We start from the raw sequence: 23039 nt of genomic DNA on the forward strand, positions 1-23039 counted from the left end.
GCGGCGGCGGACCCGCCCGAGGACTTGCCGCGGCCGCCGCGCACCCGCCTCACGGCCCCGCCGCGACCTGCGGAACGGCCGCCTCCGGCACCACCAGATCAGCCCGCTCCCGGGTCCCCGCCACCAGGTCGGCGTTGCGCTGGTCCGTGCCCAGCACCCACGCCACGGCCTCCTCGTGCCCCTTGCCGAACTCCTCGTGCCGGGCCACCAGCCGACGGATCCGCTCCTGCTCGTCCACCTCGCAGAACCACACCTCGTCCAGTTGCGGCCGTACCCGCCGCCACGCACCCGTCCCCAGCAGCAGGTAGTTCCCCTCCGTCACGACCAGCCGCGCCGTCGACGGCACCGGGACCGCCCCCGCGAGCGGCTGTTCCAGCACCCGTTCGAACCCGGGCGCGTACACGATGTCGTCCCCGTCCGCCTCCTCCCGCAGTCGCCGCAGCAGCGCCGCGTACCCGGCCGCGTCGAACGTGTCCGGCGCGCCCTTGCGGTCGCGGCGGCCGAGCCGGTCCAGCTCGACGTCGGCGAGATGGAAGCCGTCCATCGGGACGTGCGCGACCCAGGCGGGCCCGTCCCCGTTCAGCTCCCGGACCAGCCAGGCGGCGAGCGTGCTCTTGCCCGCGCCCGGGCTGCCGGCGACCCCGAGGATCGCCCGCCGCCCGGGCCGCACGAGCGCGGCGGCCCGGCGCAGCAGGTCGGCGGAGGTCGGGCGCGAAGCACCCGTCCCGGAAGGCGGATCGGACTCGGTCGGCGGTGCGTCAGGGGACATGAGGCGATCATCCAGCCGATCGGACGCCCTGACCAGGGATCGGACGGCCGCCATGGTGCGGCGGCTCCACCCGGGCCGGGAGATCACGGAGTGCGGGGGCTCGACGCTGAACGGCGGCGTGTACCCGCCGAGCGGGACGGTCTACGCGGCCAGTTGGCCGGGCCTGGAGTTCATCGGCGATCAGCAGGTGGTGATCGACTTCCCCTCGCGGCTTCCGGGACACCTCCGGGCCTCCGGCGGCGAGCGGCGTCAGAGCGCGTTGATCGCCGACGGTGCGCGCTCCGCGCGGGTCAGTGCGCGCAGCAGAGCCGTCCGGCCGTGCCGACGGACGGCGAGTCTGGCCAGCAGGGCCAGCACGGGATCGAACGCGGCGGCCGGGATCTCCATTGCGGGGATTCCCACGCTGACCGCCAGATCGTCCATGTGAACGGCGAGTTCCGTCAGCCGTGTCACAAGGAAGTCGTCGAGGCTCAGGGACCAACCCGTCTGCGGCAGGAAGACGGTCCGGTCACCCGGGGTCCCCGGCAGCACGAACCGCTGTCCGGCGAGTTCCGCGCGGGCGTGTTCGAACAAGGCTTGAGCGCCCTCGGACGCGATCTCCGCCCCCTTCGCCCGGATACCGGTGTTCACCTCACCGTCGAGTGGCGCATCGATCCACGCGGCACGCGCATAGTGTTCGAGAAGGGGGATCGGCGCCTGCCCCGACGCGGATTCCCGCAGTGCCGGGGTCACGCTGAGGACCTGGTACGCCAGATGACCGGCCAGGGCGGCGACGGACATCTCCGCCAACGCGCTCGGCTTCTCCCAGGAAGCGGCGACCTCAGGCGTGCTCAGCAAGGTCACCGCCTGAGTCGCGGCACCCAGATACGCGTCTGCGAGACCCATCAAGCCCCCCGTCGCCGGTCGGCCCCGGTACGCGGGTCGGCGACCGGGCGGTACATCTGATGATAGGTCCGGGGAGTTGCGCCCGAGGCAGGATGTGGGACATCCGGGCGGACTGCGGACTGCGGACTGCGGACTGCGGACTGCGGACTGCGGACTGCGGTCGCGGCCGTCGGGGCGGCGAACGGCTCGGCCTCGCCGTCGTGATGTGACAAGGTGCGACGAAGTGACGGGGAGAGCGCGGGGAGGACGGCATGGCTGAGCTTCGTAAAGGCGAGAACACGGCGGTGGGCTCAGGGTGCGTCACCGTCGAACTGCACGCGGTGGGTGACGCGGTCGATCTCAGTGCCCTGCTGGTCTCCGCGGACGGGAAGGTCAGGTCCGACGACGACCTGGTCTTCTACAACCAGCCCTCCGCCGAGTCCGGAGCCGTCCGGCACCTGGCCGCCGACACCGAGGGGCCCGAGCGGATCGTCGTGGATCCGGCCGCACTGCCCACGGACGTGGACCGGGTCGTCCTGGTGGGCAGCTGCGACCCCGACGACCCGACCCGTACCTTCAGCGACGTCAGGGACGTGCTGGTACGTGCCGAGCAGGACGGGGCCGAACCGGTGCGGTTCTGTCCGCCCGCCCTCGTGGACGGCGAGCGCGCCGTGCTGCTGATGGAGCTCTACCGCCGAGGTCCGGTCTGGAAGCTGCGCGCCATCGGGCAGGGCTACGCCGACGGACTGGCCGGCCTCGCCACCGACTTCGGCATCCGGGTCGAGGAGCCGCAGCCTGCCCCGGCCGGGGAGCGGCCCGACACCGACCACGGCGGAGCTTCGCTCGGCACCGACCACCGCGGGGCCCCGCTCGACACCGACACCGGTCGGGCCCCACTCGACACCCCGTCGGTGGTGGAGCCGGTGCCGGTGCCCGGGCCGCCGTCCGTCGGCGCCGCGGCGCCGGCGAACCTGCGCAAGCCTCCGCTGGGCAGAGTCAGTCTCGACAAGGGCGGCCGGATCTCGATCGGGCTGGACAAGTCGGACCGCGAGTCGGTGGTCACCGCGTCCCTGGAGTGGGACGGCGGCAGCGACCGGCGCCGCAGGATGGGCGCCGACCTCGACCTGTACGCCCTGTTCGTGCCCGCCGCCAAGGCCGTGCGCGGGGAGACGGCGCCCGGCACCCTCGTCAAGACCGGTCATGTGGCGCAGGGCGAGCCGCTGCGGCCCGGGTCGGCGGTCGCCGGGACCGGGACCCGGACCGGGACCGCTTCGGACACGGCGAAGAAAGGGAAGGGCGGTGACGTCGTCTACTACAAGCGCCTCGGTTCGGTGCAGAGCCCGCCCTACATCCGCCTCGACGGCGACGCACGCGCTCCGGGCCGTGAGTCGCTGCGCATCGTGCGCCCCGACGAGCAGGGATACGTCCTGCTGTGCGCCTACTCCGCCGTCAGCAACGGCTACGGCTCCTTCCGCAGTTTCGGCGCGCGGGTCGTCGTCGACGACGGGCGCGGTTCCACCGTCACCGTCCCGCTCTTCGAGAACACCAAGACCCGCTACTGGGTCGCCATCGCCCTCGTCGATTTCACCGGCGCCGACGGGGCGGCGATCCACCACATCGAGGCCTACAGCGGCCGGATGACGGAACGCCGGCCGGTCCTCAACCCGGACGGGACCATCGCGATGAACGCGGGACCGGTGGAGTTCAAGCGGCGCTGACCGCCGACTCCCGGCTCCAGGACACCGAGTCGGCAAGATGTGGCGCGTGCCACCCCGTGGACGGCGTCGGGCGGGGAACGGTGAAGGTATGACGGAGCTCGGTCTGCCCGAAAACATCCTGGCCTGCCTCTTCGATCTGGACGGGGTCGTCACCAAGACCGCCGTGGTGCACGCGTCCGCCTGGAAGGAGACGTTCGACGCGTTCCTGCGCGAGCGCGAGGGCGAGCGCTTCCGGCCGTTCGACGCCGCGGCCGACTACGCCTCGTACGTCGACGGCCGCCCACGCGCCGACGGGGTACGCACCTTCCTCGCCTCCCGCGGCATCGAACTGCCGGAGGGCACGGCGGACGACCCGCCGGACGCCGGTACCGTCCACGGCCTCGGCAACCGCAAGAACGAACTGCTCCTGGAGAAGATCCGCACCCAGGGCGTCGAGGCCTACGACGGCACCCTGCGCTACATCGAGGCGGTCCGCGCGCACGGACTGCGGACCGCGATCGTCTCCTCCAGCGCCAACACCCTCGACGTCCTGCGCTCGATCGGCGCCGAGCACCTCTTCGACGTACGCGTCGACGGGGTCGTGGCCGCCGACCGGAAGTTGCCGGGCAAGCCGCACCCGGACACCTTCCTCGCCGCCGCCCAAGACCTCGGTGTGCCGCCCGCCCGCGCCGCCGTCTTCGAGGACGCCCTGGCCGGGGCGGACGCGGGCCGCGCCGGGCACTTCGGATACGTCGTCGGCGTCGACCGGACAGGACAGGCCGACGCGCTGCGCGCACACGGCGCGGACGTCGTCGTGAAGGACCTCGCGGAACTGGGAGGCCGGGCGTGATCACCCACCGCTCGTACAGCGTGGAGCCGTGGACCGTCCGCGAGACGGACCTCGACCTCGACGTGCTCGCCCAGAGCGAGTCGGTGTTCGCGCTGTCCAACGGCCATGTCGGCTGGCGCGGCAACCTCGACGAGGGCGAACCGCACGGCCTGCCCGGCTCCTACCTCAACGGCGTGCACGAACTGCACCCGCTGCCCTACGCCGAGGCCGGCTACGGCTACCCGGAGTCCGGCCAGACCGTCATCAACGTCACCAACGGCAAGGTGCTGCGGCTGCTCGTCGACGACGAGCCCTTCGACCTGCGCTACGGACGGCTCGTCTCCCACGAGCGCACCCTCGACCTGCGCGCGGGGGTGCTGGAGCGGGTCTGCGAGTGGACCTCGCCCGCCGGGACGACCGTACGGGTGCGTTCGACGCGGCTGGTCTCCCTCACCCAGCGGGCGATCGCCGCCGTGGCGTACGAGGTGGAGGCCGTCGGCGCACCGGCCCGGGTGGTGATCCAGTCGGAGCTGGTCGCCAACGAGAGCCTGCCCGAACCGGACGGCGACCCGCGCGCGGCCAGGGCGCTGCGCTCGCCGCTGGAGCCGGAGGAGGACTTCGCCGCCGGCCTGCGGCTGCGTCTCGTGCACCGCACCCGGCGCAGCGGCCTGCGGGTGGCGGTCGCCGCCGACCACACCGTGACCGGCCCCGAGCGGACCACCACGAGCGCCGAGAGCAATGTCGACGTCGCCCGGCTCACGGTCACCGCCGTGCTGGAGCCGGGCGAGCGGCTGCGGGTGGCGAAGCTGGTCGCGCACGGCTGGTCCGGCGTCCGCTCCCGGCCCGCGATGAGCGACCAGGTCGAGGCCGCCCTGGCGGCCGCCGCGCACAGCGGCTGGCAGGGCCTCCTCGACGACCAGCGGGCCTTCCTCGACGACTTCTGGGCGCGCGCGGACGTCGAGGTCGACGGCGACGAGGAGATCCAGCAGGCGGTCCGCTTCGCCCTCTTCCACGTCCTCCAGGCCGGAGCCCGCGCCGAACGGCGTGCGATACCCGCCAAGGGGCTCACCGGCTCCGGCTACGACGGCCACGCCTTCTGGGACACCGAGACCTTCGTCCTGCCCCTGCTCACCCACACCGCGCCCCAGGCCGTCGCGGAGGCACTGCGCTGGCGGCAGAGCACCCTGCCCGCCGCCCGTGCCCGGGCCGCCCAACTCGGGCTGCGCGGCGCCGCGTTCCCCTGGCGGACCATCGAGGGCTCGGAGGGGTCCGCGTACTGGCCGGCGGGCACGGCCGCCTTCCACGTCAACGCCGACATCGCGGACGCGGCGGTGCGCTACGTCCAGGCCACGGGCGACACCGGCTTCGAGCGCGAGACCGGGCTCGAACTGCTGGTGGAGACCGCCCGGTTGTGGCGGTCGCTGGGCCACCACGATCCGCGCGGCGCCTTCCACATCGACGGCGTGACCGGGCCCGACGAGTACAGCGCCGTCGCGGACGACAACACCTACACCAACCTCATGGCCCGGACGAACCTGCTGGCCGCCGCCGACACCGCCGAACGCCATCCCCGCCAGGCCGCCCGGCTCGGGGTCGACGCGGAGGAGAGCGCGGCCTGGCGGGACGCGGCCCGGGCGATGCACATCCCCTACAACCACGAACTCGGCGTGCACGAGCAGCACGAGGGCTTCACCCGCTACCAGCGCTGGGACTTCGCGGGCACCCGGCCTGATCAGTACCCGCTGCTGCTGCACTTCCCCTACTTCGACCTCTACCGCAAGCAGGTCGTCAAACAGGCGGACCTGGTCCTCGCCATGTACATCTGCGGGGACCACTTCGACGACGAGCAGGTCGCCCGCAACTTCGCCTACTACGAACCGCTGACCGTACGGGACTCCTCGCTGTCGGCGTGCTGTCAGGCCGTGGTCGCCGCCCAGGCCGGTCATCTCGACCTCGCCCACGCCTACGCGGCCGAGGCGGCGCTGATGGACCTGGCGGACCTGGAGCACAACACCCGCGACGGACTGCACATCGCGTCGCTGGCCGGCACCTGGACGGCGCTGGTGGCGGGCTTCGGCGGGCTGCGCCGCGACGGCGGCACCCTCCGGTTCGCGCCCCGGCTCCCCGAGCGGCTGGGCCGGCTGGCCTTCACCCTCCAGCACCGCGGCCGTCGTCTGCGCGTGGAGATCGGACCGGAAGAGGCCACGTACACCCTGCTGTCCGGGCCGCCGCTGACCCTGCGCCACCACGGCGAGCCCCTGTCCCTGAACGGGGACGGTCCGCAGGTACGGCCGGTCCCTCCGGCACCGCCGCGCCCGGCCCCCGAACAGCCGGTCCACCGCATCCCGAAAGCCCGTTGACCCGCGGGACGCGGCCCGGCCGTCACACCGGTGACCCCGACTCCTTGTGCCACTTGGCGAGTTGCTGCTGCGGATCGCCGGTGTACGACCACGGCGTACGCGTCGCCCGGCGGCCGAGCCTCCGCAGCAACGGGCCCGAGACGTCCCGGGCATCCGCCAGACAGGCCGCGTGCGCGAGATAGTTGAGGTCGCGCAGTGCACTCGGCTCGACCGGCGTGTCGAGGTCGGCGCGGTCCGCGAGCCAGCGCTGCCAGGTGCGTCGTACGTCGCCGACCGCGCCGGGGTTGTCCCAGTGGCGGCCGAGCCGCACCACGGCCTGGTCGCCCCTGGCCGCGTCCAGGGCGTAGCGGTACTCCTCGACCCGGGCGTACTGCACCAGGACCGGCAGCGCGCAGCCGGGCGGCGCCGCGCCCGCCGCGTCGCGGGCGAAGTCGTACATGACGCCGTGCGTGCCGTGCCAGCGCGCGGAGTAGTAGTGCAGGACCTGAAGGTGACCCTCCACGCTGTACGGGTCGCGCCGGTGCAACTCGTCCCACCAGCGGGCCAGTTCCTGTCTACGCACCCCCGACGGGTACAGCCGGGCCACGGAGATCAGGGAGACCCACGGCGTCGGGTCCTGGGGCAGCGCCTCGGCCGCCCGCAGGCACGCCAGTACCGCGGTGTCGACCCGGTGCTGGTCGATGGGCACACCCCGGCCGGCGGCGATGGCCAGGGTGAAGGCCCGCACCGCCTCCGTGGCCGCCCGCAGCACCAGCGCGTCGCCGCTGTGCGGCTCGGCGGCCAGCCAGGTCTCGACCGCGGAACTGTCCGTGCAGGCCTGCGCGAGCAGCCGGACCCGGTGTCCCCGGGCGGCCCAGTCGGGACCGGTGGCCCGCAGCAGTTCCCGCAGCCCCTGCCAGCGGCCGATGACGATGTCGTGCCGGGCCGAGGTGACGGCCGTGTCCCCGCAGTCGGGGTCGAAGTCGGGAGCGAAACGGTCTCGCGCCATCGGATTCCCCCTCAGAAGTCGGTGGGGAGACCCTCGTGGGCGGCCGAGGCCGCGGCGGCACGGTCGGCCGGGACGTACTCCGTGGCGACCGTGCGGCTGGCGTCCAGCCGGGCGGGCCGGTAGTAGTCGCTGCCCTGCCTCCAGTACCAGAACATCGGGACCAGTCCGACGGCGAGTCCGCCGATGCCGATTGTGACGGCCGCCGCGCTCAGCTCGCCCAGCGACTCGACGAAGGTCCAGAACATGAACAGGGCGCCGAACAGCGGCCAGACCCCGCCGAACACGAAGTGGGCGGGCGACTTCAGCAGCATCCTGCGGTAGGCGACGACCACCGCGAGCCCCGCGAGACCGTAGTAGACGGCGATCTGGAGACCGATCGCCGCGATGGCGTCCGCGAGGATGTCGCCCACCGAGCCCAGCGCGTTGGCCGCGACGAACATCGCGAGCGCCACCGCGCCGACCACCGTGATCGCCACCCATGGGGTGTTCCAGGTGCGGTGCACCCGGCCCAGCGCGGCCGGCATCGTACGGTCCCGGCCCATCGCGAACAGCGAGCGGGTGACCTGGATGAGCGTGGTCTCCAGGGTGGCGATGGTGGACAGCATCACCGCCACGACCATCAGCCTGCCGCCCCAGCCCGGCCAGATCTCCTCACCGAGCGCCCCCAGCACGTTGGCGGCGTTGTCCTCGATCTGCCCGGTGGACAGGACCACGTTCACCACGATCGTGAACACCTCGAACAGCAGGAACACGACGCCCAATCCGATCAGGCCCGCGAGTCCCGTCGTACGGCGGCTGTTGCGGGTCTCCTCGCTCAGGTTGCTGGTGACGTCCCAGCCCCAGTAGTAGAACGCGGCGACCAGCGCGCCCGACGCGAACCCCGACACCCCGTCGAAGTGACCGAACCCGAACCAGGACCAGTCGAAGGCGCGGGCGTTGCCCGAGTGGAACAGCGCGAGCACCGCGAACAGCGCCAGCACGGCCAACTCCACGCCCGACATGAGCAGTTGCGCGCGTACGGTGAGCCGCGCACCGCCCAGCACCACACCCAGCATCACCAGGAACCAGGCGGCGCCGACGAGCGTCGACAGCGCGGTGTCGTCGGCGAGACCCTCGTCGAAGAGCGCGAGCGTCATCGAACCCGCGGGCAGCGATCCGGCCACCATGAAGATGGTCGCCGAGACCACCAGCGCCCAGCCGCTGACGAACCCCAGGAAGGGGTGGAGCGTGCGCCCCACCCACGAGTAACTGGCGCCCGCGTTCACGTCGATACGACTGAGATAGCTGAACGCCAGCGCGATGCCGAGCATGGGGATCACGCAGTACAGCAGAGCCGCGGGACTGGCCACACCGACCGTGCCGACCAGTACCGCGGTGGTCGCGGCCAGCGAGTAGGCCGGAGCACTGCCCGCGACCGCCATCACCACTGTGTCGAACGTACCGAGGGCGTTGGCCTGGAGTCCTCTGCCCCTGCTCTTGCTCATGGCTGTGCTGCTTTCCGTCGTGCACGACGCGAGGGCGGCCGGCCCGGCCCCGACGACGTAGGGGGGTGGGGTTGCGGCCGCCGTGCGCCGGAGGGGGATGACCTCGGGTCAGGGACGGCGAAGGAGCAGGTGGCCGCCGTTCAACCGCCGGGTCGGCGAAAGATCACACCGAGTGTGCGAGTGATGATAGCCCCAAGGTCCCCCGGCTCGGCTCCCGGCCCGGTTCCCGGATCAGTCCCCGATACGGTCCAGTTGACGCAGCCTGTTGGTGGCGTCCAGCGCCGCGACCTTGTAGGACTCGGCGAGCGTCGGATAGTTGAACACCGCATTGACCAGATAGTCGACCGTACCGCCGCAGCCCATCACGGACTGTCCGATGTGGATCAATTCCGTGGCCCCGGTGCCGAAGCAGTGCACACCGAGCAGCTTGCGGTCCTGCGGGGAGACCAACAGCTTCAGCATGCCGTGCTGGTCGCCGATGATCTGACCGCGCGCCAGCTCCCGGTAGCGGGCGATGCCGACCTCGAACGGCACGCACGCCTCGGTGAGTTGGTCCTCGGTCCGGCCCACGAAACTGATCTCGGGGATGGTGTAGATGCCGATCGGCTGGAGGTGGTCCATCTGCCCGACCGGCTCTCCGAAGGCGTGGTACGCCGCCGAACGCCCCTGCTCCATCGAGGTGGCGGCCAGCGCCGGGAAACCGATGACGTCGCCGACGGCGTAGATGTGCGGCACCTCGGTGCGGTAGTGCTCGTCGACGGTGATCCGGCCGCGCGGATCGGCGGTCAGTCCGGCCTTGTCCAGGTCGAGTTCGTCGGTCAGGCCCTGCCGACCCGCCGAGTACAGAACCGCGTCCGCCGGTATCTTCTTGCCGCTCTCCAGGACGGTGAGCGTGCCGCGCGCATGGCGCTCGACGGAGGCGACCGTCTCCCCGAACCTGAACGCGACCGCCAGGTCGCGCAGATGGTACTTCAGCGACTCGATGACCTCGACGTCGCACATGTCGAGCATTCCGGCCCGCTTCTCGACCACGGTGACCTTGCTGCCGAGCGCGGCGAACATGGAGGCGTACTCCATGCCGATCACACCCGCGCCCACGATCACCATGGAGCGCGGAACGCCTTCCAGGGTGAGGACGTTGTCCGAGTCGAGGATCGTCTGCCCGTCGAACGCCACGGACTCGGGCCGGGCCGGCCGGGTGCCGGTCGCGATGACGATGTGCTCGGCGGTCAGCAGCTGGTCCTGGCCGTCGGCCTCGCGCACGGCGACCGTGTGGGCGTCGACGAAGCGGCCGATACCGGCGTACAGCGAGATCTGGTTGCGGGAGAGCTGGTTGCGGATGACGTCGACCTCGCGGCCGACCACGTGCTGGGTGCGCGCGGTCAGATCGCCGATGGTGATGTCGTCCTTCAGGCGGTAGCTCTGCCCGTACAGATCGCGTTGGGTGAGTCCGGTCAGGTAGAGCACCGCCTCCCGCAACGTCTTGGAGGGGATGGTGCCGGTGTGGATGGAGACCCCACCGACCATGTCGGGGCGGTCGACGACGGCGACCCGGCGGCCGAGCTTGGCGGCGGCGATGGCGGCCTTCTGGCCACCGGGTCCTGAACCGAGGACGAGCATGTCGAAGTCTGGCACCCTCGGGAGTCTGTCAGCCCGAAGGCGCCTTTCGAAAGGGTGTACCGGCTCCAGGGAGCCGTTCCGCGTCCTACGGGAGCAGTTTCTCCATGGCGGCGGGCCCCTCCCGGTCCAGCTTCCGCCGGGCCCATTCCAGGTTGCTCGGGGTCACGTCCCGGCCGGTGGCGAGCACCAGGTCCTCCGGTGCCACCTCCGTGCCGGTGCGGGTGTGGAGCAGGCTGTCCGGGGTGACGCGCTCCCGGATCTGCCGGGACGCGTCGGTCTGTGACGTCTCCATGATCACTGCTCCTCGGGTCCGTTGGGGACTGCTTCGGCCCGGTGCCGGCACCGGGTCCCACTATCACCATTCATCGCGCGGGCGCGGCGCGCATCCGGAAGAAGCGGGTGCCCCGGTACGGGCGGCACACACCCGGATGGCCGAACCGGTCCCCGACCGGCCCGGTCTCCGGGAAACGCCCAGGTCAGTGCGGTGCGGCAAGATCAGGGGCGAGGACGAGCACCGTGACGTCGTCGTGGACCGTCGTCGTGCCGCAGAACCGCAGGACGTCGACCCAGACCTGGTCGGCCAGGGCCTCCGGGTCGTCACCGTGTTCCGCGGCGAGCGCGGCGAGCCGCTCGGGCAGCGGGTAGAAGGCCCCGGAGGCGTCCCTGCTCTCCCAGACCCCGTCGGAGGCCAGCACGAGACGGTCGCCCGGCCGCAGCCGCACCGCGCCCTCCCCGTGCGGGGAGGCGTCGGGCAGCCCGAGGCCGAGCGGCGGCCACGGGGCGCTGCCGACCTCGCGGGCCGTTCCGTCGTGCAGCAGCAGGGGCGGCGGATGGCCGCAGGTCACGATCCGCACCAGGTCCGCCTCCGGCGAGATGTCCAGCAGCACGGCCGTCGCGAACCGCTCGTCGCGCCGGTTCTGCGCCGCGTCCACCAGCAGCCGCCGGTCCAGGCGGCCGACGATCGACTCCAGGTCCGGGTGGTCCAGCGCCGCCTCCCGGAACGCCCCGAGCAGCAGCGCCACCGACGACACCGCCGCCAGCCCGTGCCCCTGCACATCGCCGAGCACGGCCCGTACCCCGTGCGGACCCTCGCGGACGTCGAAGAAGTCCCCGCCCACCAGCGTCCCGTGCTGTGCCGCACGGTAGAGGGCCGCGCAGCGCACCTGGCCGACCCGTTGGGGCACCTCCGGCACGACCGCGCGCTGCGCCGCCTCGGCCACCGTGCGCTCCAGATCGAGCTGGGCGTCCCGACGGCTGCGCACGTACGACACGAAGATGCTCAGCAGGGCCACGAAGCAGACGGTCAGCAGGTCGGTGTTGCCCGGACGGTTCAGCTGGAACACCGGGACGATCAGCACCGCGACCGCGACGATGCCGAGCAGTGCCGTCGCCAGCGGCCCGTACGACAGCACCGCCAGCGGCGGGATGGCGCCCAGCAGGAAGCCGATGTCGAGCGGACCGGGGCTCAGCAGCGTGACCACCGCGACGGTGCAGATCAGGACGGGCGGCAGCGCGCGGATCCACCGGGGCGGCGGCGCGCCCCGCAGCCAGCCCCGTCGGTCCCGGCGGAATGACCTGGCACGCACGCTTCCCACACCACCACGCTCCTACGACGACCCGCGCGCCGCATGTCCGCGGACCCGCGCCCGGCATCCGGCCGCGGCCGCATCGCGTCGGCCGGTGCGTGTAGGTCAGTGCGCGTCGGAGGTCAGCAGGGTCTCGGCCTCGGTGAGGATCTCGGTGACCCGGAGGGCGAACGCGGCGTCGCACGGGTGGGGGACACCGGTGCGGGCGGCCTCGCGCAGGGCGTCGACGGCGCGGCCGAAGGCGGTCAGGGCGCCCTCGGAGCGCTCCGGCAGCAGGGCCACCCCGTGCTCGCCCCGGAGCTCGACCGTCGTCCCCGCCGCCGCGGCCGGCGCGGTGAGGCTGAGGGTCAGCGTGCTGGAGGCGCCGCCGGCGTGCCCGAGGACCACGTGGACGGTGTCACCGGGACCGGGGGCCGCGGCGGTCACCCGCCGGACGTCGCCGAGCACCGGGAGCAGCACGGACAGGGCGTGCGGGCCCACGTCCCACAGCGCGCCCTTCTCCCGCCGCCAGGGCGAGGCCGCGAACGGACTGTCGGAGGTGAACACCGCGCCGAGCCACTGCGCCCGCCCGGTGAACCAGCCGCCCACGTCCGCCTGCTCGCCGATCCAGGTCGCGGAGTCCGCCAGGAAGCGGGTGGTGAAGAAGACCACCGAGGCGACACCGGCCTCGCGCACGGCGTCGACCACGGCGCGTCCCCGCTCGACGTCGGTCGCGACGGGCTTGTCGAGCAGCAGATGGCACCCGGCCCGCGCGGCCCGCGCCGCCAGGCCGGCCTGGACGTCCGGGGGAAGGGCCACGGCCACCGCGTCGACCTCGGCGAACAGGGCGTCCACGTCGTCGTACGGCCGGGTGCCGTGCTGTTCGGCCAGTTCCTTCGCCGCGTCGGCGCGACGGCCCCAGACGCCCGCGAAGTCGACCTCGGGGTGTGCGGCGAGGGCGGGTGCGTGGACCTGGTGCGCCCAGGGGCCGGTTCCGAGCAGTCCGATGCGCATGCCGCCGCCTTCCACCGTGCCGCACGGTGCCTCCGGCCGGCGCCCTCGTGGCGGTCGGCCGTGGGCGAGCCTCGCACATGACGCGGCAGACGCGCACGCCTGCCGGTGCTCGGTGCCCGGTGTTCAGGCCGCGCGGGCCGCCGGGGCGGCCTCGGGCCCGCCTGCGGCGGCGGGGCGCTCGGCGAGGTGTTCGGCGGGGCGCTCGGCGGAGCGCTCGGTGGGGTGTCGCTCGGGGTTCCCGGTCGCGTACCGGCGGCCGTCGCCCCGTATCAGGCGCAGCTGCCGACGCCCACCGGCGTGCCGACGTCTCGTGCGGACGGGATGCAGCAGGTGGTCCTCCACCCGGTCCATCACGATCAGCAGGGCGGACAGCAGCGGCAACAGCAGAACGGCGACCACGATCACGATCACGACATCCCCTCCCGGCGATCCATCTGCTGCGAGTGCTCAGGTCCAGCCACCTGATGCGTGTCCGAAAGGTGAAGAATCCGTGATGGTCCGCGACGCGTCGGCAGGGCCGACGGGAAAAGGCCTGTTGACAGGTTGCGTGAGCAACCCGATTGATTCACAGGGACTTTGGCGCAGAGTCTGGAACGGCCGAAGGCCAAGTCCCTAGGATGTACCGTCAGTCGTGCAGGTGGCACGGTACGGAGCTGGGGGAGCGGTGCACATGGAAAAGCAGCTGTCCACGAAGATCGACGCCAATGTGCCGACCGCCGCCCGGATGTACGACCACTACCTCGGCGGCAAGGACAACTACGCGGCGGACCGGGCGGCCTGCGAGGAGCTCGACAAGGTCGTCCCCAGCACCCGTCGGCTCGCCGTGAACAACCGGCGCTTCCTCCAGCGGGTCGTCAGGACCCTGGCGACCGACTTCGGGATCCGCCAGTTCCTCGACCACGGCTCAGGCCTGCCCACCCAGGACAACGTGCACCAGGTCGCCCAGCGCGTCGACCCGCGCACGCACGTCGTCTACGTCGACAACGACCCGATGGTGCTGGTCCACGGCCGGGCGCTGCTGGAGCAGGACGAGCGCACCACCGTCATCCACGCCGACCTGCGGGCCACCGACCAGATCTTCGACCACCCCGACACCCAGCGCCTGATCGACTTCTCCGAGCCGGTGGCCGTGCTGTTCAACTCGGTCTTCCACTGCATCCCGGACAGCGAGACCGACGGTCCGCAGGCCGTCGTCCGCCGGGTGAGCGAACGACTCGCGCCCGGCAGCTTTCTGGTGATGTGCCAGCTGGTCAGCGAGGACGCCGAGGTCCGTGAGTTCGTCACCGACTTCATGGACAAGGCCACGCAGGGCCACTGGGGCCGGGTCCGCCAGGAGAAGGACGTCGCCGCCCTGTTCGAGGGCACCGAGATCCTGGAGCCGGGCCTGGTGGAGGTGTCCGGCTGGCGCCCGGACAGCGAGGTGGCGCCGCGTCAGCTCACCCAGGAGTGGATCGAGTTCGGCGGCGTGGGCCGTCTCGGCTGACCACCCGGTCGCGGAACACGGCCGGACCGTCCGGAGCGGAGCGGGGGTCGCGAGCCTCGCTCACGACCGCTGATAGCGCTCCGCCATCGTCGCGCGCAGCAGCCGCATCGACTCGCGCGGATTGAGCGCCTCGTCCGCCAGCCGGTCCAGCGCGAGCCGGTACTCCTCCGTCTCGTCCCGGTCCTCCAGGAAGTTCGCGCTTCTTATGTGTTCGAGGTAGACGACGTCGGGCAGGTCGAGCCCGCCGAAGCGCAGATAGGTGATCGGTATGGCGGGCGCCGACGCGTTCGTCACGTCCAGGGGCACGACCTGCACGGTCACATGGGGCCGCTGGGCCATCTCGACCAGGTGGGCCAGCTGTTCGCGCATCACCGTGCGGCTGCCCAGCACCCTGAGCAGGACCGACTCGTCGACGACCGCCCACAGTTGCGGGGCGTCCTTGCGTGACAACAGCTCCGCCCGGCGCATCCGCAGCTCCACCCGGCGCTGCACCTCGGCGGCCGTCGCGTTGGGCAGGCCTCGCTCCACCACGGCCCGGGTGTAGGCGGGCGTCTGCAGCAGGCCCGGGACGTACTGGATCTCGAACGTCCGGATGGTGGCGGCGGCCTCCTGCAATCCGACCAGACGGTCGAACCACTCCGGCATCAGCCGTTTGTCGTACCGCTGCCACCACCCCGGCTCGCCCGCCCGCTTGAGCAGCTTGAGCAGGACCGAGGTCGCGTAGTCGTCCGTGCCGTACAGCTCCAGCAGCGCGCGGACGTCGTGCTCCGTCGGCGGCCTGCGGCCCTTGCCCGACTCGATGCGGGAGAGCTTCGCCCCGCTGAACCCCAGGGTGCGCGCCGCCTGGTCCTGGGAGAGGCCCGCGTCCTCCCGGAAGCCGGCCAGCTGCACGCCGACCAGCATCTTGAGCAAAGTCGGGGCAGGCTCGGGTCTGTCCAGATAGGGTTCGAGACGGGAGATGCGATGCGACTCGGCTGACATCCTCTACTCCCAGCTGACCGGCAGAAGTGCCAACCACCCTATCGCACGCCTCCGGTCTCCTTCATGTGTGGCCGGAAAGCAGGGGAGTTGCATTCCGCTCGCGCTCGCCGTCCGCTGTCGCGGCGGGCTCACAGCAGATGGTCGAACTCCCCCTCCTTCGCCCCGGCGAGGAACGCCGCCAACTCGGCCGGCGTGTAGACGAGCGCGGGCCCGTCGGGGTCGCGGGAGTTGCGCACCGCGATGCCTCCGCCGGTCAGTGAGGCGACTTCGACACAGTTGCCCTCGGCGTTGCTGTGACGGCTCTTGACCCAGGTGACGTCCAGTGAACTGGCCCGCACACCGTTGCGTACTCCTGGCATCGACGTCTCCTTGCTGTTCGTTCCTCGCCGCTGTTCACGTTCCTCGCCGAACCCCGCGTACGACCGCTGACTTTCGCGCAATTTCTCGTGCAATTGCACGCGGAGGCCTTCAGCGTGGATAATAGCCGTGGCGTCAACCCCCGTGTGGACGCCGCAACCTGACCTCACATCAGGGGGATGTCGTGTCGTCACCTGCACCCGGAGCGGCCCGGCCGGCGGGCGAGGCCGCGCTGTCGGCAGGTGGGACCGGTATCAGTGGGGTGCCGGTGCGAACCGTCCACTCCGTACATCCCGGGGAGCGGCCGCCGCCGGGAGCCGGCTGGTCCAGCGGCTCCCGTGCCCCGGCCGCGCCGCGTGCCGGATGCGGCCAGGGAGGGCCCGTGCCCGCCCGCTCCGCCGTCCGTCGTGCCGCCGGGACACCGCCCGGGCACGGCCCACACCCTGTCCGAGGACCTGCGCGGGAGCCGGACCGGCCGGCCCCCGCGAGCACCGCCGCCCGTGCCGAGCCGTCGCTCCACCCCCTCCGCTGACACGACCGCCGTGGAAAGGCTCTCCGCCATGCGCCCCGCTCCGACCGCACAGCCGAGCACGCAGCGCACCGACAGCGACGCACCCGCGCGGGGCGTGGCCAGGACCGCCCCCCTGATGGCCCTGGGGCAGGTGCCCTGGCACGAGATCCGGGACTCCTCCGGTTCCGCCGCCGCGATCCCGCTGCTGCTCAACAGCGTCGCCTGGGGCGACGCCGAGACGGCCAGAAGTGCGCTCGACGACCTGAGGAAACGCATCTGCCAGTTCGGCTTCGTCGTCGAGCAGGCCACCGCCGCCACCGTCCCGTTCCTCTGGGAGCTCGCCCGACTCCCGCACGTCACCTGCCGGGCGCAGATCATCCGGTTGCTCGGCAACATCGCCGACGCCCGTCAGTGGGAGTCCACGGCCGCCGTGTACCCCAAACTGCTCAACCACCACGAGAACCACGTCGTCTGGGAGCGCAAGGCGCGCCAGGCCGTCCACGCCCGCCGGGCCGAGCTGTGCCACCTGATGGCCGAGGACGACGCCGAGATCGCCCGCGCCACCACGGAACTCGCCCGCGCTCTGGGGGAGTGAGCCACCCGCCCCTCGCCCGCGCGCCGACGGGCCCCCGCGCCGCGGCGGCGCCGGGTACGGCACCGCACGGCGGACAGGCCGTCCGGGGGCGCCGGTCAGGCCGCGCTGCTCCGGTGGGTGCGGTGCCGGCACGCCGAGTCGTGGTCGGCGCCCAGGCTGGTCCACCAGCGCTCGCAGCACGCGGCGTCGAGCTGGGAGCGGACCGCCTGGTCCAGGGCGGTGCGGCCGGAGTGCGCTGCCGGGGTCGCGCACAGCCGCCGCAGCCGGGCCACGTCCCTGCGGTGGTCGCACAGGACGCTCTCGCGCAGGACGGCGATCACCGGCACGAGACTCGCGGCCACGAACAGGCAGCCGGCCCACGCGGGCCCGAAGCGGAACTCGAGGACGGCGGGCCAGGCCAGTCCGGAGCCGGTGGCGAGGTAGAGGGCGCAGAGGAAGCGGCTGGAGCGGGACATCGGGGTACACCGTTCGTTGAGAGGGGCGTGCCCCTTGTTCAACTGCTCACGGCTGATTTGGAAGCGGGCGGCTTCGGACGCGGCGCATGTCCGGCGGCGGACCGGGCAGACGGAGCGCACATCCGAGAGAGGGGCGTCGCGTGCTGGTTCCGGACCCGAAGGTCGTCAGAAGACTGCTCACCCGCTACGCGTCGTTGCAGATCGCCCGTGCCGAACGAGGCGGCCCGGCCGCCGCCGCACGGGAGTTGGAGGACGTCAGCTACACCCTGTGTGTCCTGATGGGGACCGAGGGGGTGCGGGAGGCGATCGCGAGGGCCGACGCCATGCTGGCGTCCGGGGCGTCCGGGGCGTCCGGGGCGTCCGGGGCGCACGGAAAGACCGGTGTGTCGACGGCTGTCCGGTTCTCCCCCGTCTCTCCCGGAATTAACACCGAGGTGTGCGAGGGCGCCTAGACTCGGCAACCGTGCCGAGGCGCAGCAGCGCAAGAGGCGTACCAGACGAAAGGCACGTTGCCCGGTGTTCCACGATTCCCCCATCTACGACCGACTCATCGCGGAACGCGGAGACGTTCCCGGCCAGGTACGCCGGGAGGCCGAACGCGTCAGCAGGGAACTGGAGATAGTGCTGCGGCCGACGCAGGCGCTCGGCTATCCCGAGACCGCGTCGCGCGCCTCCTCGCCGGGCGCCGGGTGGCAGCGCACGGCCCTGATGCCGGGACAGCTGCCGGGCTGACCGATCCCTCGGTCGCTCGGGGCGCGGCGGGGTGTGGCGCGGGTCGGAACGAGGTCCCCGGCGCACGGCACGGCTCGGACCGGGCGGGTCGGGGTGCAGGGTGCGGGTCGGGGCTCACGGCATGGCGGAACCGGTGCAGTTGGCGTGTTCCGGCTGCGCGTCCGCCACCGGCCGGGCCAGCCACCGCGCGATGGCATGGGCGATGGGCTGGCCGGTGTCCACCTCGACGAACCCGAACTGGCCCGACTGGTTGCACTCCAGGAACCACCAGGTGCCGTCGGCGTCCTCGGCGAAGTCGAAGGCGCCGTAGGCCAGTTCCGCCCCACGGAGGTAGGCCCGCACCGCGTCGGCGATCCGGGGCGGCACCTCGACGGGGCGCCACGGTACGGCGGACGAGGCGTAGCGCACGTCCACCAGGTCGGGATCGGCGTCCGGGTCGGCCGCCTTGCGGGCCGCCAGCATCCGCTCGCCGACGACGGTCAACCGGATGTCGGCGCTCTTGGCGACCCGGCGTTGCAGCAGGGTCGGGCCGTACGCCACGGCCGTGAAATCGGCGTCCGGAGCCACCCGGCTGGTCGGCACCGCCCGGGGCGGGTCCTGCGGATGCGCGCCCGACACGGGCTTCACCACCAGATCCGGATAGCGCTCCGCGAACTCGCGGGCCGCCTGCGGGAAGGTCGTGATCAGCGTGGCAGGGACGGGCAGCCCGGTGCGCTGGGCCAGGTGCAGCTGCCACGGCTTGTGCCGGGCGCGCACGGCCGCGTCGGGATGGTTCATCCAGCGTGCGCCGCTGCCGCGGAGCATGCCGTAGAGGGCCTGTGAGGACTCCTCGGCCAGCCAGGCCGAGGCGCCGGCGGCGTTGGCGGCCGGGGCGCCGGGCCTGCGGACCCAGACGGAACGCAGGCCCTCGATGCTCACCAGGCGCCCCGCGGAGGACAGATGGCCGCGGAAGGCGCCGTGGACGTACTCGCCGGACAGCGCGACGCCGTTGGTGAGATCCGCCGGGTCGAGCCGGACCACCGGGACGCCGGTCGCGTTCAGGTGGACGATCACCATGTCCGTCGTGACGTCTTCTTCACAGGTAAGGATCAGTACGGTCATTGTCGGCCGCTCGTGTTCAGTCGTCGAAGTGGGTCTTCGAGCCCGCCGTAGAGGTCGTGGTCCCGAGTTCTCTCAGCAGGGCGTGGTCGCGGGCGGCTATCCGACCGTCGAAGAGTACGTTCAACTGCCGTCCGGAGTCGTAGGCATACGGAGTCACGAACTCCAACTCCGCAGCTGGGCGTGCGTAGTTGAGCGCGAACGGTTGCATGGTCTCTCCCTCTTCGGTACTGCCTCGATCAAGCGGTGTCGCCCGGCCGTGTCACTCGGCCCGTTGTCTTCGTGCGACCCCCAGGTACTTATACGAATCGAACGGGTGATTGGTTTCCTTACTCTCCGTGACATTTGGCGCGAGGGGCGCCGGTTGGTCAGCCCTCGGCACCGGAGCGATCGGGAGAACGGTGCAGGGTGCGAAGGGCGAGCAGGAGCACTCCGATGTCGTCGAGATAGACGGGATCGGGCAACAAGTCGGTCGGCAGTACGAAATACAGGACCGCGCCCCAGAAGACCCAGCGCGGCCCGGTCGGGAGTCCCGCGCGGCGCAGACCCTGCCGGGCCCGGACCAAGCGCACCAACACCCCGACGGCCAGAGCGAACAGAAGCACCGCCGCCACGACGGCGACGGTGATGAACGTGGTGGTCGAATCCACGGACCCTCCCTCGCGCGGTCTGCCGCGCCACGTCTGGTCTACCCCCGTACTGTCCCCCGTCTTTGGTAGTCGAATGCCCGTTTTTGTCGGCGGAAAGCACGTTTGCTGCGGCCGCTTCACCCGGCTGCTCCACGGTGACGGGGCGGGGGGTGCGGGCACCTGTTCACGGACGGAGCCAAGTCGGCTGCCGCCCCACACGGGTGCGGGGGCGGCCGCTCCCCGGCCGAGCGCGCCACGGCGTCGGCTGTGTACCCTCCGTGACGACCACCGCGCTCAGCGGTCGGCCGGAGGCTCCGTGTTCGCCGTACCAGCCGTGCCGGCCGTGCCGGCCGCACCGGCTGTTCCGGCGGGCTCGTCCGGGGTGGCGGTGGGGGACGGGATGTCCGTGGCGGACGAGGGGGACGAGGTGGACGAGGTGGACGGGGCGGTCCAGGGACGCCCCTTCGGCCCGGCCTTGAAGCGTTCCAGGGTGCGCGTCAACTGCTGGAGCGGAGAACCGCCCGCGCGGGTGGCCGAGGGGCGCGTCCCGGCGCCCTCGCGGTAGGCGGCCAGTGCCTCGTTCGCCCGCTCGGCCGCCTCCCGGTACAGATCGCGCGACTGCGTCATGGCCTCCAGCGCCTCGGCGTACATCGCCACGAGCTTGCGCTCGCGCTCCAGTTCCTCCTCCAGCGTCAGCAGCCGCCAGTCCTCGCGCAGTTGGGTCAGGGCGGCCTCGGCGCCGGTCGGCAGCGGCCTGGGCGACGCGGCGAAACGTGTCACCGCGTCGAGCAGTTCGGTCGGCTCCGAGCCGTCCAGGAAGACGCTGCGTACGGAGAACGCCGACGCGTCGTAGCCGGGCGCGGCCGGGGTCCCGGGCAGCACCACGGCCCCGCCGCGCGGCAGTTCCACGCCGAACTCGCGCAGGGCCCAGTTCACCGAGCGCAGTTGGTGCGGCGCGGCACGGTGCTCCACCACCCGGTGGTGCAGACCGGGTCCGAGCAGCGGGGTCAGCGGGCGGCGCCCCCGCTGGTCGGGGGTCATGGCCTCGTGGACGACGAGATGGACGGCCCAGCTGCCGCGCACCGCGGAGCGCAGCAGCCGCCGTAGCTCCTTGTCGTCCTCGGGGAGCTGGTTGGTGTCGAGGAACCTCAGGCGGGTGGTGGCCTCGTGGTCCCAGGAGGTGTCCCGCTCCTGCGGCCAGAACATGGTGGCAGGGGAGGGCCAGCGCTGGTCCCACGGCTGCTCGGCCTCCGCGACCAGCGTCCAGTCCTGTCCGAAAGCCGTGTCCTCGGTGAGCGTCAGCCGCGCCCGCACGGTCACCTCCGGCCCGGCCGACCAGCGGGCCTCGAAGATCCGCTCGTCCGGGGAGCTCTCGGACTCCGGCACCTCCAGCCAGTCCCGGATCACTTCGGTGTCCTTGAGGAGACGGAGGTTCTTGCGCAGGGCGTCGGCCGCTGCCGGGCCGAGATGGCGGCCCCGGACGAGCCAGACCGTAGGGGGAAGGGTGGGCTGCGCGGTGGGAGAGGTCGGCATGAGTCCATCTGTGGTGCGGGGACGACGTGCGAAAGCCAGTATCGTCGTCCCGGGGTGCATACGGCCAGGCGGGGGTCGCCCGGCGCGTCGCACCCATGAGGTGCGCGGCCTTCTCCGTGTACCACCGGCGCACCCACGTGACCGGTTCCCGCTCCGGCGCCCGGCGGTCGCGGCCGGACGGGTCCCCGCCCTGTCTGCGGGCCGGGACGGACGGATCTCCGCCCCGCCTCCGCCGGCCTTCGGTCCGGGTCGGGCAGCGATCATCCTCGGCCATATCCGCGCATGTTCCCTTGGAAAATGCCAAAGCCCTCTCCCGCAGCCGACACATTCCGTAGTCTCAACATCACGTTCGCGATACATCCGTGCGGGGAGGGGGGTTCCTGCGTGCCCGGAATCGACGAGAGTCTGCTGGACGCCATGCGGGTGCCCGGTGCCCGTGGCGCCGCGGTGGTCGACTGGGTCAGTGGGCTCGCCCTGGGCGTGGTCGGCGAGGCGGCCGGCGGGGACCACGAGGCCGCGGCCGCGGAGACCGCGGAGTTCGCCCGGGCCGCACTGGAGAGCCGCTCCTTCGCACCGGAGGGCGTCGGCGACGGGCCGGAGGCCGACCCGGGCACCGCGCCGCCCGTGCAGGACGTGATCGTCACGACCCCCGACTCCTACCACGTGCTCACCTTCGTCTCCACCCCCTTCGACAGCAGCGTCTTCCTCCACCTCTGGCTGGACCGCGCCGACGGAAACCTGGCCCTGGCCCGCATCCGACTGGCCGAGACGGCGAATCGGCTGGTGCTCGGATGACCCCGTTACCGCTGACCGACGCCACCGTGCTGAACTCGCTCGAAAGCCTCGCCGCCGAGCGTGCGACCGGTGCCCTCAGCGGAGAGCGCGGCACCTTCTACCTGCTGGCCGGACGCGTCGCGCACGTGGACTCCCCGTTCGCCCCCGACCTGGGCCTGCTGCTCACCGGCAGCGGTGCCGTCGACCCCGACGGCTGGCAGGAGGCCCTCGACCGAGGAGGCAGACGCCGCAGCGTCGGCCGGCAACTCGTCGACAGCGGGCGGCTCGCCGCCGGAGCGCTGGAACTGTGCCACCTGGGCGTGCTGTTCGACGCCGCGTACTTCGCCCTCGGCCGCACCAGCCGCGCGCCGCGCTTCCGCCCCGACATCGGTCACTGGCTCGGCGCGGTCCGGCCCGTGCCGGTGGACGCCGTCGTACGGGAGTCGCAGCGCCGGCGCGACCAGCTCCAGCGCATCTGGCCCGAGCCCGACATCGACAACGCCCCCCTCGTGCGGGTGCCCGGCGTCCGCGCGGCGGCGCTGCCCACCCGGCGCGGCCGCGCGCTGGCCCAGGTCGACGGTGTGCGCACGGCCGCCGAGATCGCCTCGGCGCTGGCCTGGCGGACGTTCCCCACGCTCGTCGAGCTGCGGCGCCTCGCCGCCGACGGTCTCGTCACCACCGTATCCGCCCCTCCCGTGCCC

25 protein-coding genes and 1 pseudogene are annotated in these 23039 nt (G+C 72.4%); 10 read left to right on the plus strand and 16 right to left on the minus strand.

Going from position 1 to position 23039, the window contains the following annotated elements; all coding sequences use genetic code 11:
* Nucleotides 1–49 precede the first annotated feature (49 nt).
* Nucleotides 50–769, minus strand: coding sequence for a nucleoside/nucleotide kinase family protein (locus FNH09_RS13255; protein WP_152887415.1), 720 nt, complete (start codon nucleotides 767–769; stop codon nucleotides 50–52).
* 52 nt (nucleotides 770–821) lie between these two features.
* On the opposite strand from FNH09_RS13255, the pseudogene FNH09_RS50135 reads away from it, so the two are divergent.
* Nucleotides 822–977, plus strand: a pseudogene (locus tag FNH09_RS50135) (DUF6928 family protein); the annotation flags it as partial.
* Nucleotides 978–1018: 41 nt separating this feature from the next.
* Here FNH09_RS50135 and FNH09_RS13260 read toward each other — a convergent pair.
* A complete protein-coding gene (locus tag FNH09_RS13260; protein WP_152887417.1) occupies nucleotides 1019–1654 on the minus strand; it encodes a maleylpyruvate isomerase N-terminal domain-containing protein in 636 nt (211 codons plus the stop codon).
* A gap of 251 nt (nucleotides 1655–1905) precedes the next feature.
* Between FNH09_RS13260 and FNH09_RS13265 the strand changes: the two genes are divergently transcribed.
* The 3 genes from FNH09_RS13265 (at nucleotide 1906) to FNH09_RS13275 (ending at nucleotide 6519) form a co-directional block, all read left to right on the plus strand.
* The gene (locus FNH09_RS13265; RefSeq protein ID WP_152887419.1) at nucleotides 1906–3351 is read left to right on the plus strand and encodes a TerD family protein; all 1446 of its coding nucleotides are present in this window, start codon (nucleotides 1906–1908) and stop codon (nucleotides 3349–3351) included.
* A gap of 88 nt (nucleotides 3352–3439) precedes the next feature.
* Entirely contained in the window at nucleotides 3440–4180 is a 741-nt protein-coding gene (locus tag FNH09_RS13270; RefSeq protein ID WP_152887421.1) for a beta-phosphoglucomutase family hydrolase, read from the plus strand.
* Nucleotides 4177–6519: a glycosyl hydrolase family 65 domain-containing protein gene (locus tag FNH09_RS13275; protein WP_162468522.1), complete on the plus strand. Its 2343-nt coding sequence runs from the start codon at nucleotides 4177–4179 to the stop codon at nucleotides 6517–6519. Before FNH09_RS13270 ends, FNH09_RS13275 begins: the two co-directional genes overlap by 4 nt.
* A 22-nt stretch (nucleotides 6520–6541) precedes the next feature.
* Here the strand turns inward: FNH09_RS13275 and FNH09_RS13280 are convergent, their stop codons facing one another.
* The 7 genes from FNH09_RS13280 to FNH09_RS13310 all read right to left on the minus strand — a co-directional run bounded on the left by FNH09_RS13280 (nucleotide 6542) and on the right by FNH09_RS13310 (nucleotide 13601).
* Nucleotides 6542–7507 (minus strand): hypothetical protein, encoded by a 966-nt coding sequence (locus FNH09_RS13280; RefSeq protein WP_152887423.1) that lies wholly within the window; start codon nucleotides 7505–7507, stop codon nucleotides 6542–6544.
* A gap of 11 nt (nucleotides 7508–7518) precedes the next feature.
* Entirely contained in the window at nucleotides 7519–8991 is a 1473-nt protein-coding gene (locus tag FNH09_RS13285; protein ID WP_152887425.1) for an APC family permease, read from the minus strand.
* Nucleotides 8992–9222: 231 nt separating this feature from the next.
* Nucleotides 9223–10626: a Si-specific NAD(P)(+) transhydrogenase gene (gene sthA / locus FNH09_RS13290; protein WP_162468523.1), complete on the minus strand. Its 1404-nt coding sequence runs from the start codon at nucleotides 10624–10626 to the stop codon at nucleotides 9223–9225.
* 70 nt (nucleotides 10627–10696) lie between these two features.
* Entirely contained in the window at nucleotides 10697–10903 is a 207-nt protein-coding gene (locus FNH09_RS13295) for a hypothetical protein (protein WP_152887428.1), read from the minus strand.
* 184 nt (nucleotides 10904–11087) lie between these two features.
* Nucleotides 11088–12206: a SpoIIE family protein phosphatase gene (locus FNH09_RS13300; RefSeq protein ID WP_162468524.1), complete on the minus strand. Its 1119-nt coding sequence runs from the start codon at nucleotides 12204–12206 to the stop codon at nucleotides 11088–11090.
* 96 nt (nucleotides 12207–12302) lie between these two features.
* Nucleotides 12303–13190, minus strand: a complete 888-nt coding sequence (locus FNH09_RS13305; protein WP_152887431.1) for a Gfo/Idh/MocA family protein — start codon at nucleotides 13188–13190, stop codon at nucleotides 12303–12305.
* 123 nt (nucleotides 13191–13313) lie between these two features.
* Nucleotides 13314–13601 (minus strand): hypothetical protein, encoded by a 288-nt coding sequence (locus FNH09_RS13310; RefSeq protein ID WP_152887433.1) that lies wholly within the window; start codon nucleotides 13599–13601, stop codon nucleotides 13314–13316.
* 253 nt (nucleotides 13602–13854) lie between these two features.
* Here FNH09_RS13310 and FNH09_RS13315 point away from each other — a divergent pair, with 253 nt between their 5' ends.
* The gene (locus FNH09_RS13315) at nucleotides 13855–14673 is read left to right on the plus strand and encodes an SAM-dependent methyltransferase (protein WP_162468525.1); all 819 of its coding nucleotides are present in this window, start codon (nucleotides 13855–13857) and stop codon (nucleotides 14671–14673) included.
* A 60-nt stretch (nucleotides 14674–14733) separates the two neighbouring features.
* Here FNH09_RS13315 and FNH09_RS13320 read toward each other — a convergent pair whose 3' ends face one another.
* Both FNH09_RS13320 and FNH09_RS13325 read right to left on the minus strand, forming a co-directional pair.
* Nucleotides 14734–15654 (minus strand): helix-turn-helix domain-containing protein, encoded by a 921-nt coding sequence (locus FNH09_RS13320; RefSeq protein ID WP_152887437.1) that lies wholly within the window; start codon nucleotides 15652–15654, stop codon nucleotides 14734–14736.
* Nucleotides 15655–15782: 128 nt separating this feature from the next.
* Nucleotides 15783–16013 (minus strand): DUF397 domain-containing protein, encoded by a 231-nt coding sequence (locus FNH09_RS13325; RefSeq protein ID WP_152887440.1) that lies wholly within the window; start codon nucleotides 16011–16013, stop codon nucleotides 15783–15785.
* A 558-nt stretch (nucleotides 16014–16571) separates the two neighbouring features.
* On the opposite strand from FNH09_RS13325, the gene FNH09_RS13330 reads away from it, so the two are divergent.
* Nucleotides 16572–17117, plus strand: a complete 546-nt coding sequence (locus tag FNH09_RS13330) for a hypothetical protein (protein WP_152887442.1) — start codon at nucleotides 16572–16574, stop codon at nucleotides 17115–17117.
* A 95-nt stretch (nucleotides 17118–17212) separates the two neighbouring features.
* Here FNH09_RS13330 and FNH09_RS13335 read toward each other — a convergent pair whose 3' ends face one another.
* Nucleotides 17213–17572, minus strand: a complete 360-nt coding sequence (locus FNH09_RS13335; protein WP_152887445.1) for a hypothetical protein — start codon at nucleotides 17570–17572, stop codon at nucleotides 17213–17215.
* Nucleotides 17573–17712: 140 nt separating this feature from the next.
* Here FNH09_RS13335 and FNH09_RS13340 point away from each other — a divergent pair, with 140 nt between their 5' ends.
* The gene (locus FNH09_RS13340) at nucleotides 17713–18024 is read left to right on the plus strand and encodes a DUF5133 domain-containing protein (protein WP_162468526.1); all 312 of its coding nucleotides are present in this window, start codon (nucleotides 17713–17715) and stop codon (nucleotides 18022–18024) included.
* 64 nt (nucleotides 18025–18088) lie between these two features.
* Entirely contained in the window at nucleotides 18089–18304 is a 216-nt protein-coding gene (locus FNH09_RS13345) for a hypothetical protein (protein ID WP_162468527.1), read from the plus strand.
* A 114-nt stretch (nucleotides 18305–18418) separates the two neighbouring features.
* On the opposite strand, the gene tgmB is transcribed toward FNH09_RS13345, so the two are convergent.
* The 4 genes from tgmB to FNH09_RS13370 form a co-directional block, all read right to left on the minus strand.
* Nucleotides 18419–19405, minus strand: coding sequence for an ATP-grasp ribosomal peptide maturase (gene tgmB / locus FNH09_RS13350; RefSeq protein WP_152887450.1), 987 nt, complete (start codon nucleotides 19403–19405; stop codon nucleotides 18419–18421).
* A 16-nt stretch (nucleotides 19406–19421) separates the two neighbouring features.
* Nucleotides 19422–19613 carry a putative ATP-grasp-modified RiPP gene (gene tgmA / locus FNH09_RS13355; protein ID WP_152887452.1) on the minus strand — a complete coding sequence of 64 codons (192 nt, stop codon included), beginning with the start codon at nucleotides 19611–19613 and terminating at the stop codon, nucleotides 19422–19424.
* Between the two features lie 157 nt (nucleotides 19614–19770).
* Nucleotides 19771–20052: a DUF1232 domain-containing protein gene (locus FNH09_RS13360; protein WP_162468528.1), complete on the minus strand. Its 282-nt coding sequence runs from the start codon at nucleotides 20050–20052 to the stop codon at nucleotides 19771–19773.
* Between the two features lie 273 nt (nucleotides 20053–20325).
* Complete coding sequence (locus FNH09_RS13370; protein WP_238426646.1) at nucleotides 20326–21564, minus strand: hypothetical protein; 1239 nt, start codon at nucleotides 21562–21564, stop codon at nucleotides 20326–20328.
* A 384-nt stretch (nucleotides 21565–21948) separates the two neighbouring features.
* On the opposite strand from FNH09_RS13370, the gene FNH09_RS13375 reads away from it, so the two are divergent.
* Nucleotides 21949–22359: a hypothetical protein gene (locus FNH09_RS13375; RefSeq protein ID WP_162468529.1), complete on the plus strand. Its 411-nt coding sequence runs from the start codon at nucleotides 21949–21951 to the stop codon at nucleotides 22357–22359.
* Nucleotides 22356–23039 (plus strand): hypothetical protein (locus FNH09_RS13380; protein WP_152887455.1); only part of this gene is annotated, 684 nt, incomplete at its 3' end. The genes FNH09_RS13375 and FNH09_RS13380, both read left to right, overlap by 4 nt.

It is taken from the genome of Streptomyces adustus (assembly GCF_009377175.1).
GTDB classification, from domain to species: domain Bacteria; phylum Actinomycetota; class Actinomycetes; order Streptomycetales; family Streptomycetaceae; genus Streptomyces; species Streptomyces adustus.

Excerpts from the sequence above, each read along its gene's own strand:
- tgmA (WP_152887452.1), bottom strand. The coding sequence starts at position 19,613 with ATGCAACCGTTCGCGCTCAACTACGCACGCCCAGCTGCGGAGTTGGAG.
- FNH09_RS13285 (WP_152887425.1), bottom strand. The coding sequence starts at position 8,991 with ATGAGCAAGAGCAGGGGCAGAGGACTCCAGGCCAACGCCCTCGGTACG.
- FNH09_RS13305 (WP_152887431.1), bottom strand. The coding sequence starts at position 13,190 with ATGCGCATCGGACTGCTCGGAACCGGCCCCTGGGCGCACCAGGTCCAC.
- FNH09_RS13255 (WP_152887415.1), bottom strand. The coding sequence starts at position 769 with ATGTCCCCTGACGCACCGCCGACCGAGTCCGATCCGCCTTCCGGGACG.
- FNH09_RS13295 (WP_152887428.1), bottom strand. The coding sequence starts at position 10,903 with ATGGAGACGTCACAGACCGACGCGTCCCGGCAGATCCGGGAGCGCGTC.
- FNH09_RS13265 (WP_152887419.1), top strand. The coding sequence starts at position 1,906 with ATGGCTGAGCTTCGTAAAGGCGAGAACACGGCGGTGGGCTCAGGGTGC.
- FNH09_RS13325 (WP_152887440.1), bottom strand. The coding sequence starts at position 16,013 with ATGCCAGGAGTACGCAACGGTGTGCGGGCCAGTTCACTGGACGTCACC.
- FNH09_RS13260 (WP_152887417.1), bottom strand. The coding sequence starts at position 1,654 with ATGGGTCTCGCAGACGCGTATCTGGGTGCCGCGACTCAGGCGGTGACC.
- FNH09_RS13280 (WP_152887423.1), bottom strand. The coding sequence starts at position 7,507 with ATGGCGCGAGACCGTTTCGCTCCCGACTTCGACCCCGACTGCGGGGAC.
- FNH09_RS13335 (WP_152887445.1), bottom strand. The coding sequence starts at position 17,572 with ATGTCCCGCTCCAGCCGCTTCCTCTGCGCCCTCTACCTCGCCACCGGC.
- FNH09_RS13370 (WP_238426646.1), bottom strand. The coding sequence starts at position 21,564 with ATGCCGACCTCTCCCACCGCGCAGCCCACCCTTCCCCCTACGGTCTGG.
- FNH09_RS13330 (WP_152887442.1), top strand. The coding sequence starts at position 16,572 with ATGCGCCCCGCTCCGACCGCACAGCCGAGCACGCAGCGCACCGACAGC.
- FNH09_RS13270 (WP_152887421.1), top strand. The coding sequence starts at position 3,440 with ATGACGGAGCTCGGTCTGCCCGAAAACATCCTGGCCTGCCTCTTCGAT.
- FNH09_RS13320 (WP_152887437.1), bottom strand. The coding sequence starts at position 15,654 with ATGTCAGCCGAGTCGCATCGCATCTCCCGTCTCGAACCCTATCTGGAC.
- tgmB (WP_152887450.1), bottom strand. The coding sequence starts at position 19,405 with ATGACCGTACTGATCCTTACCTGTGAAGAAGACGTCACGACGGACATG.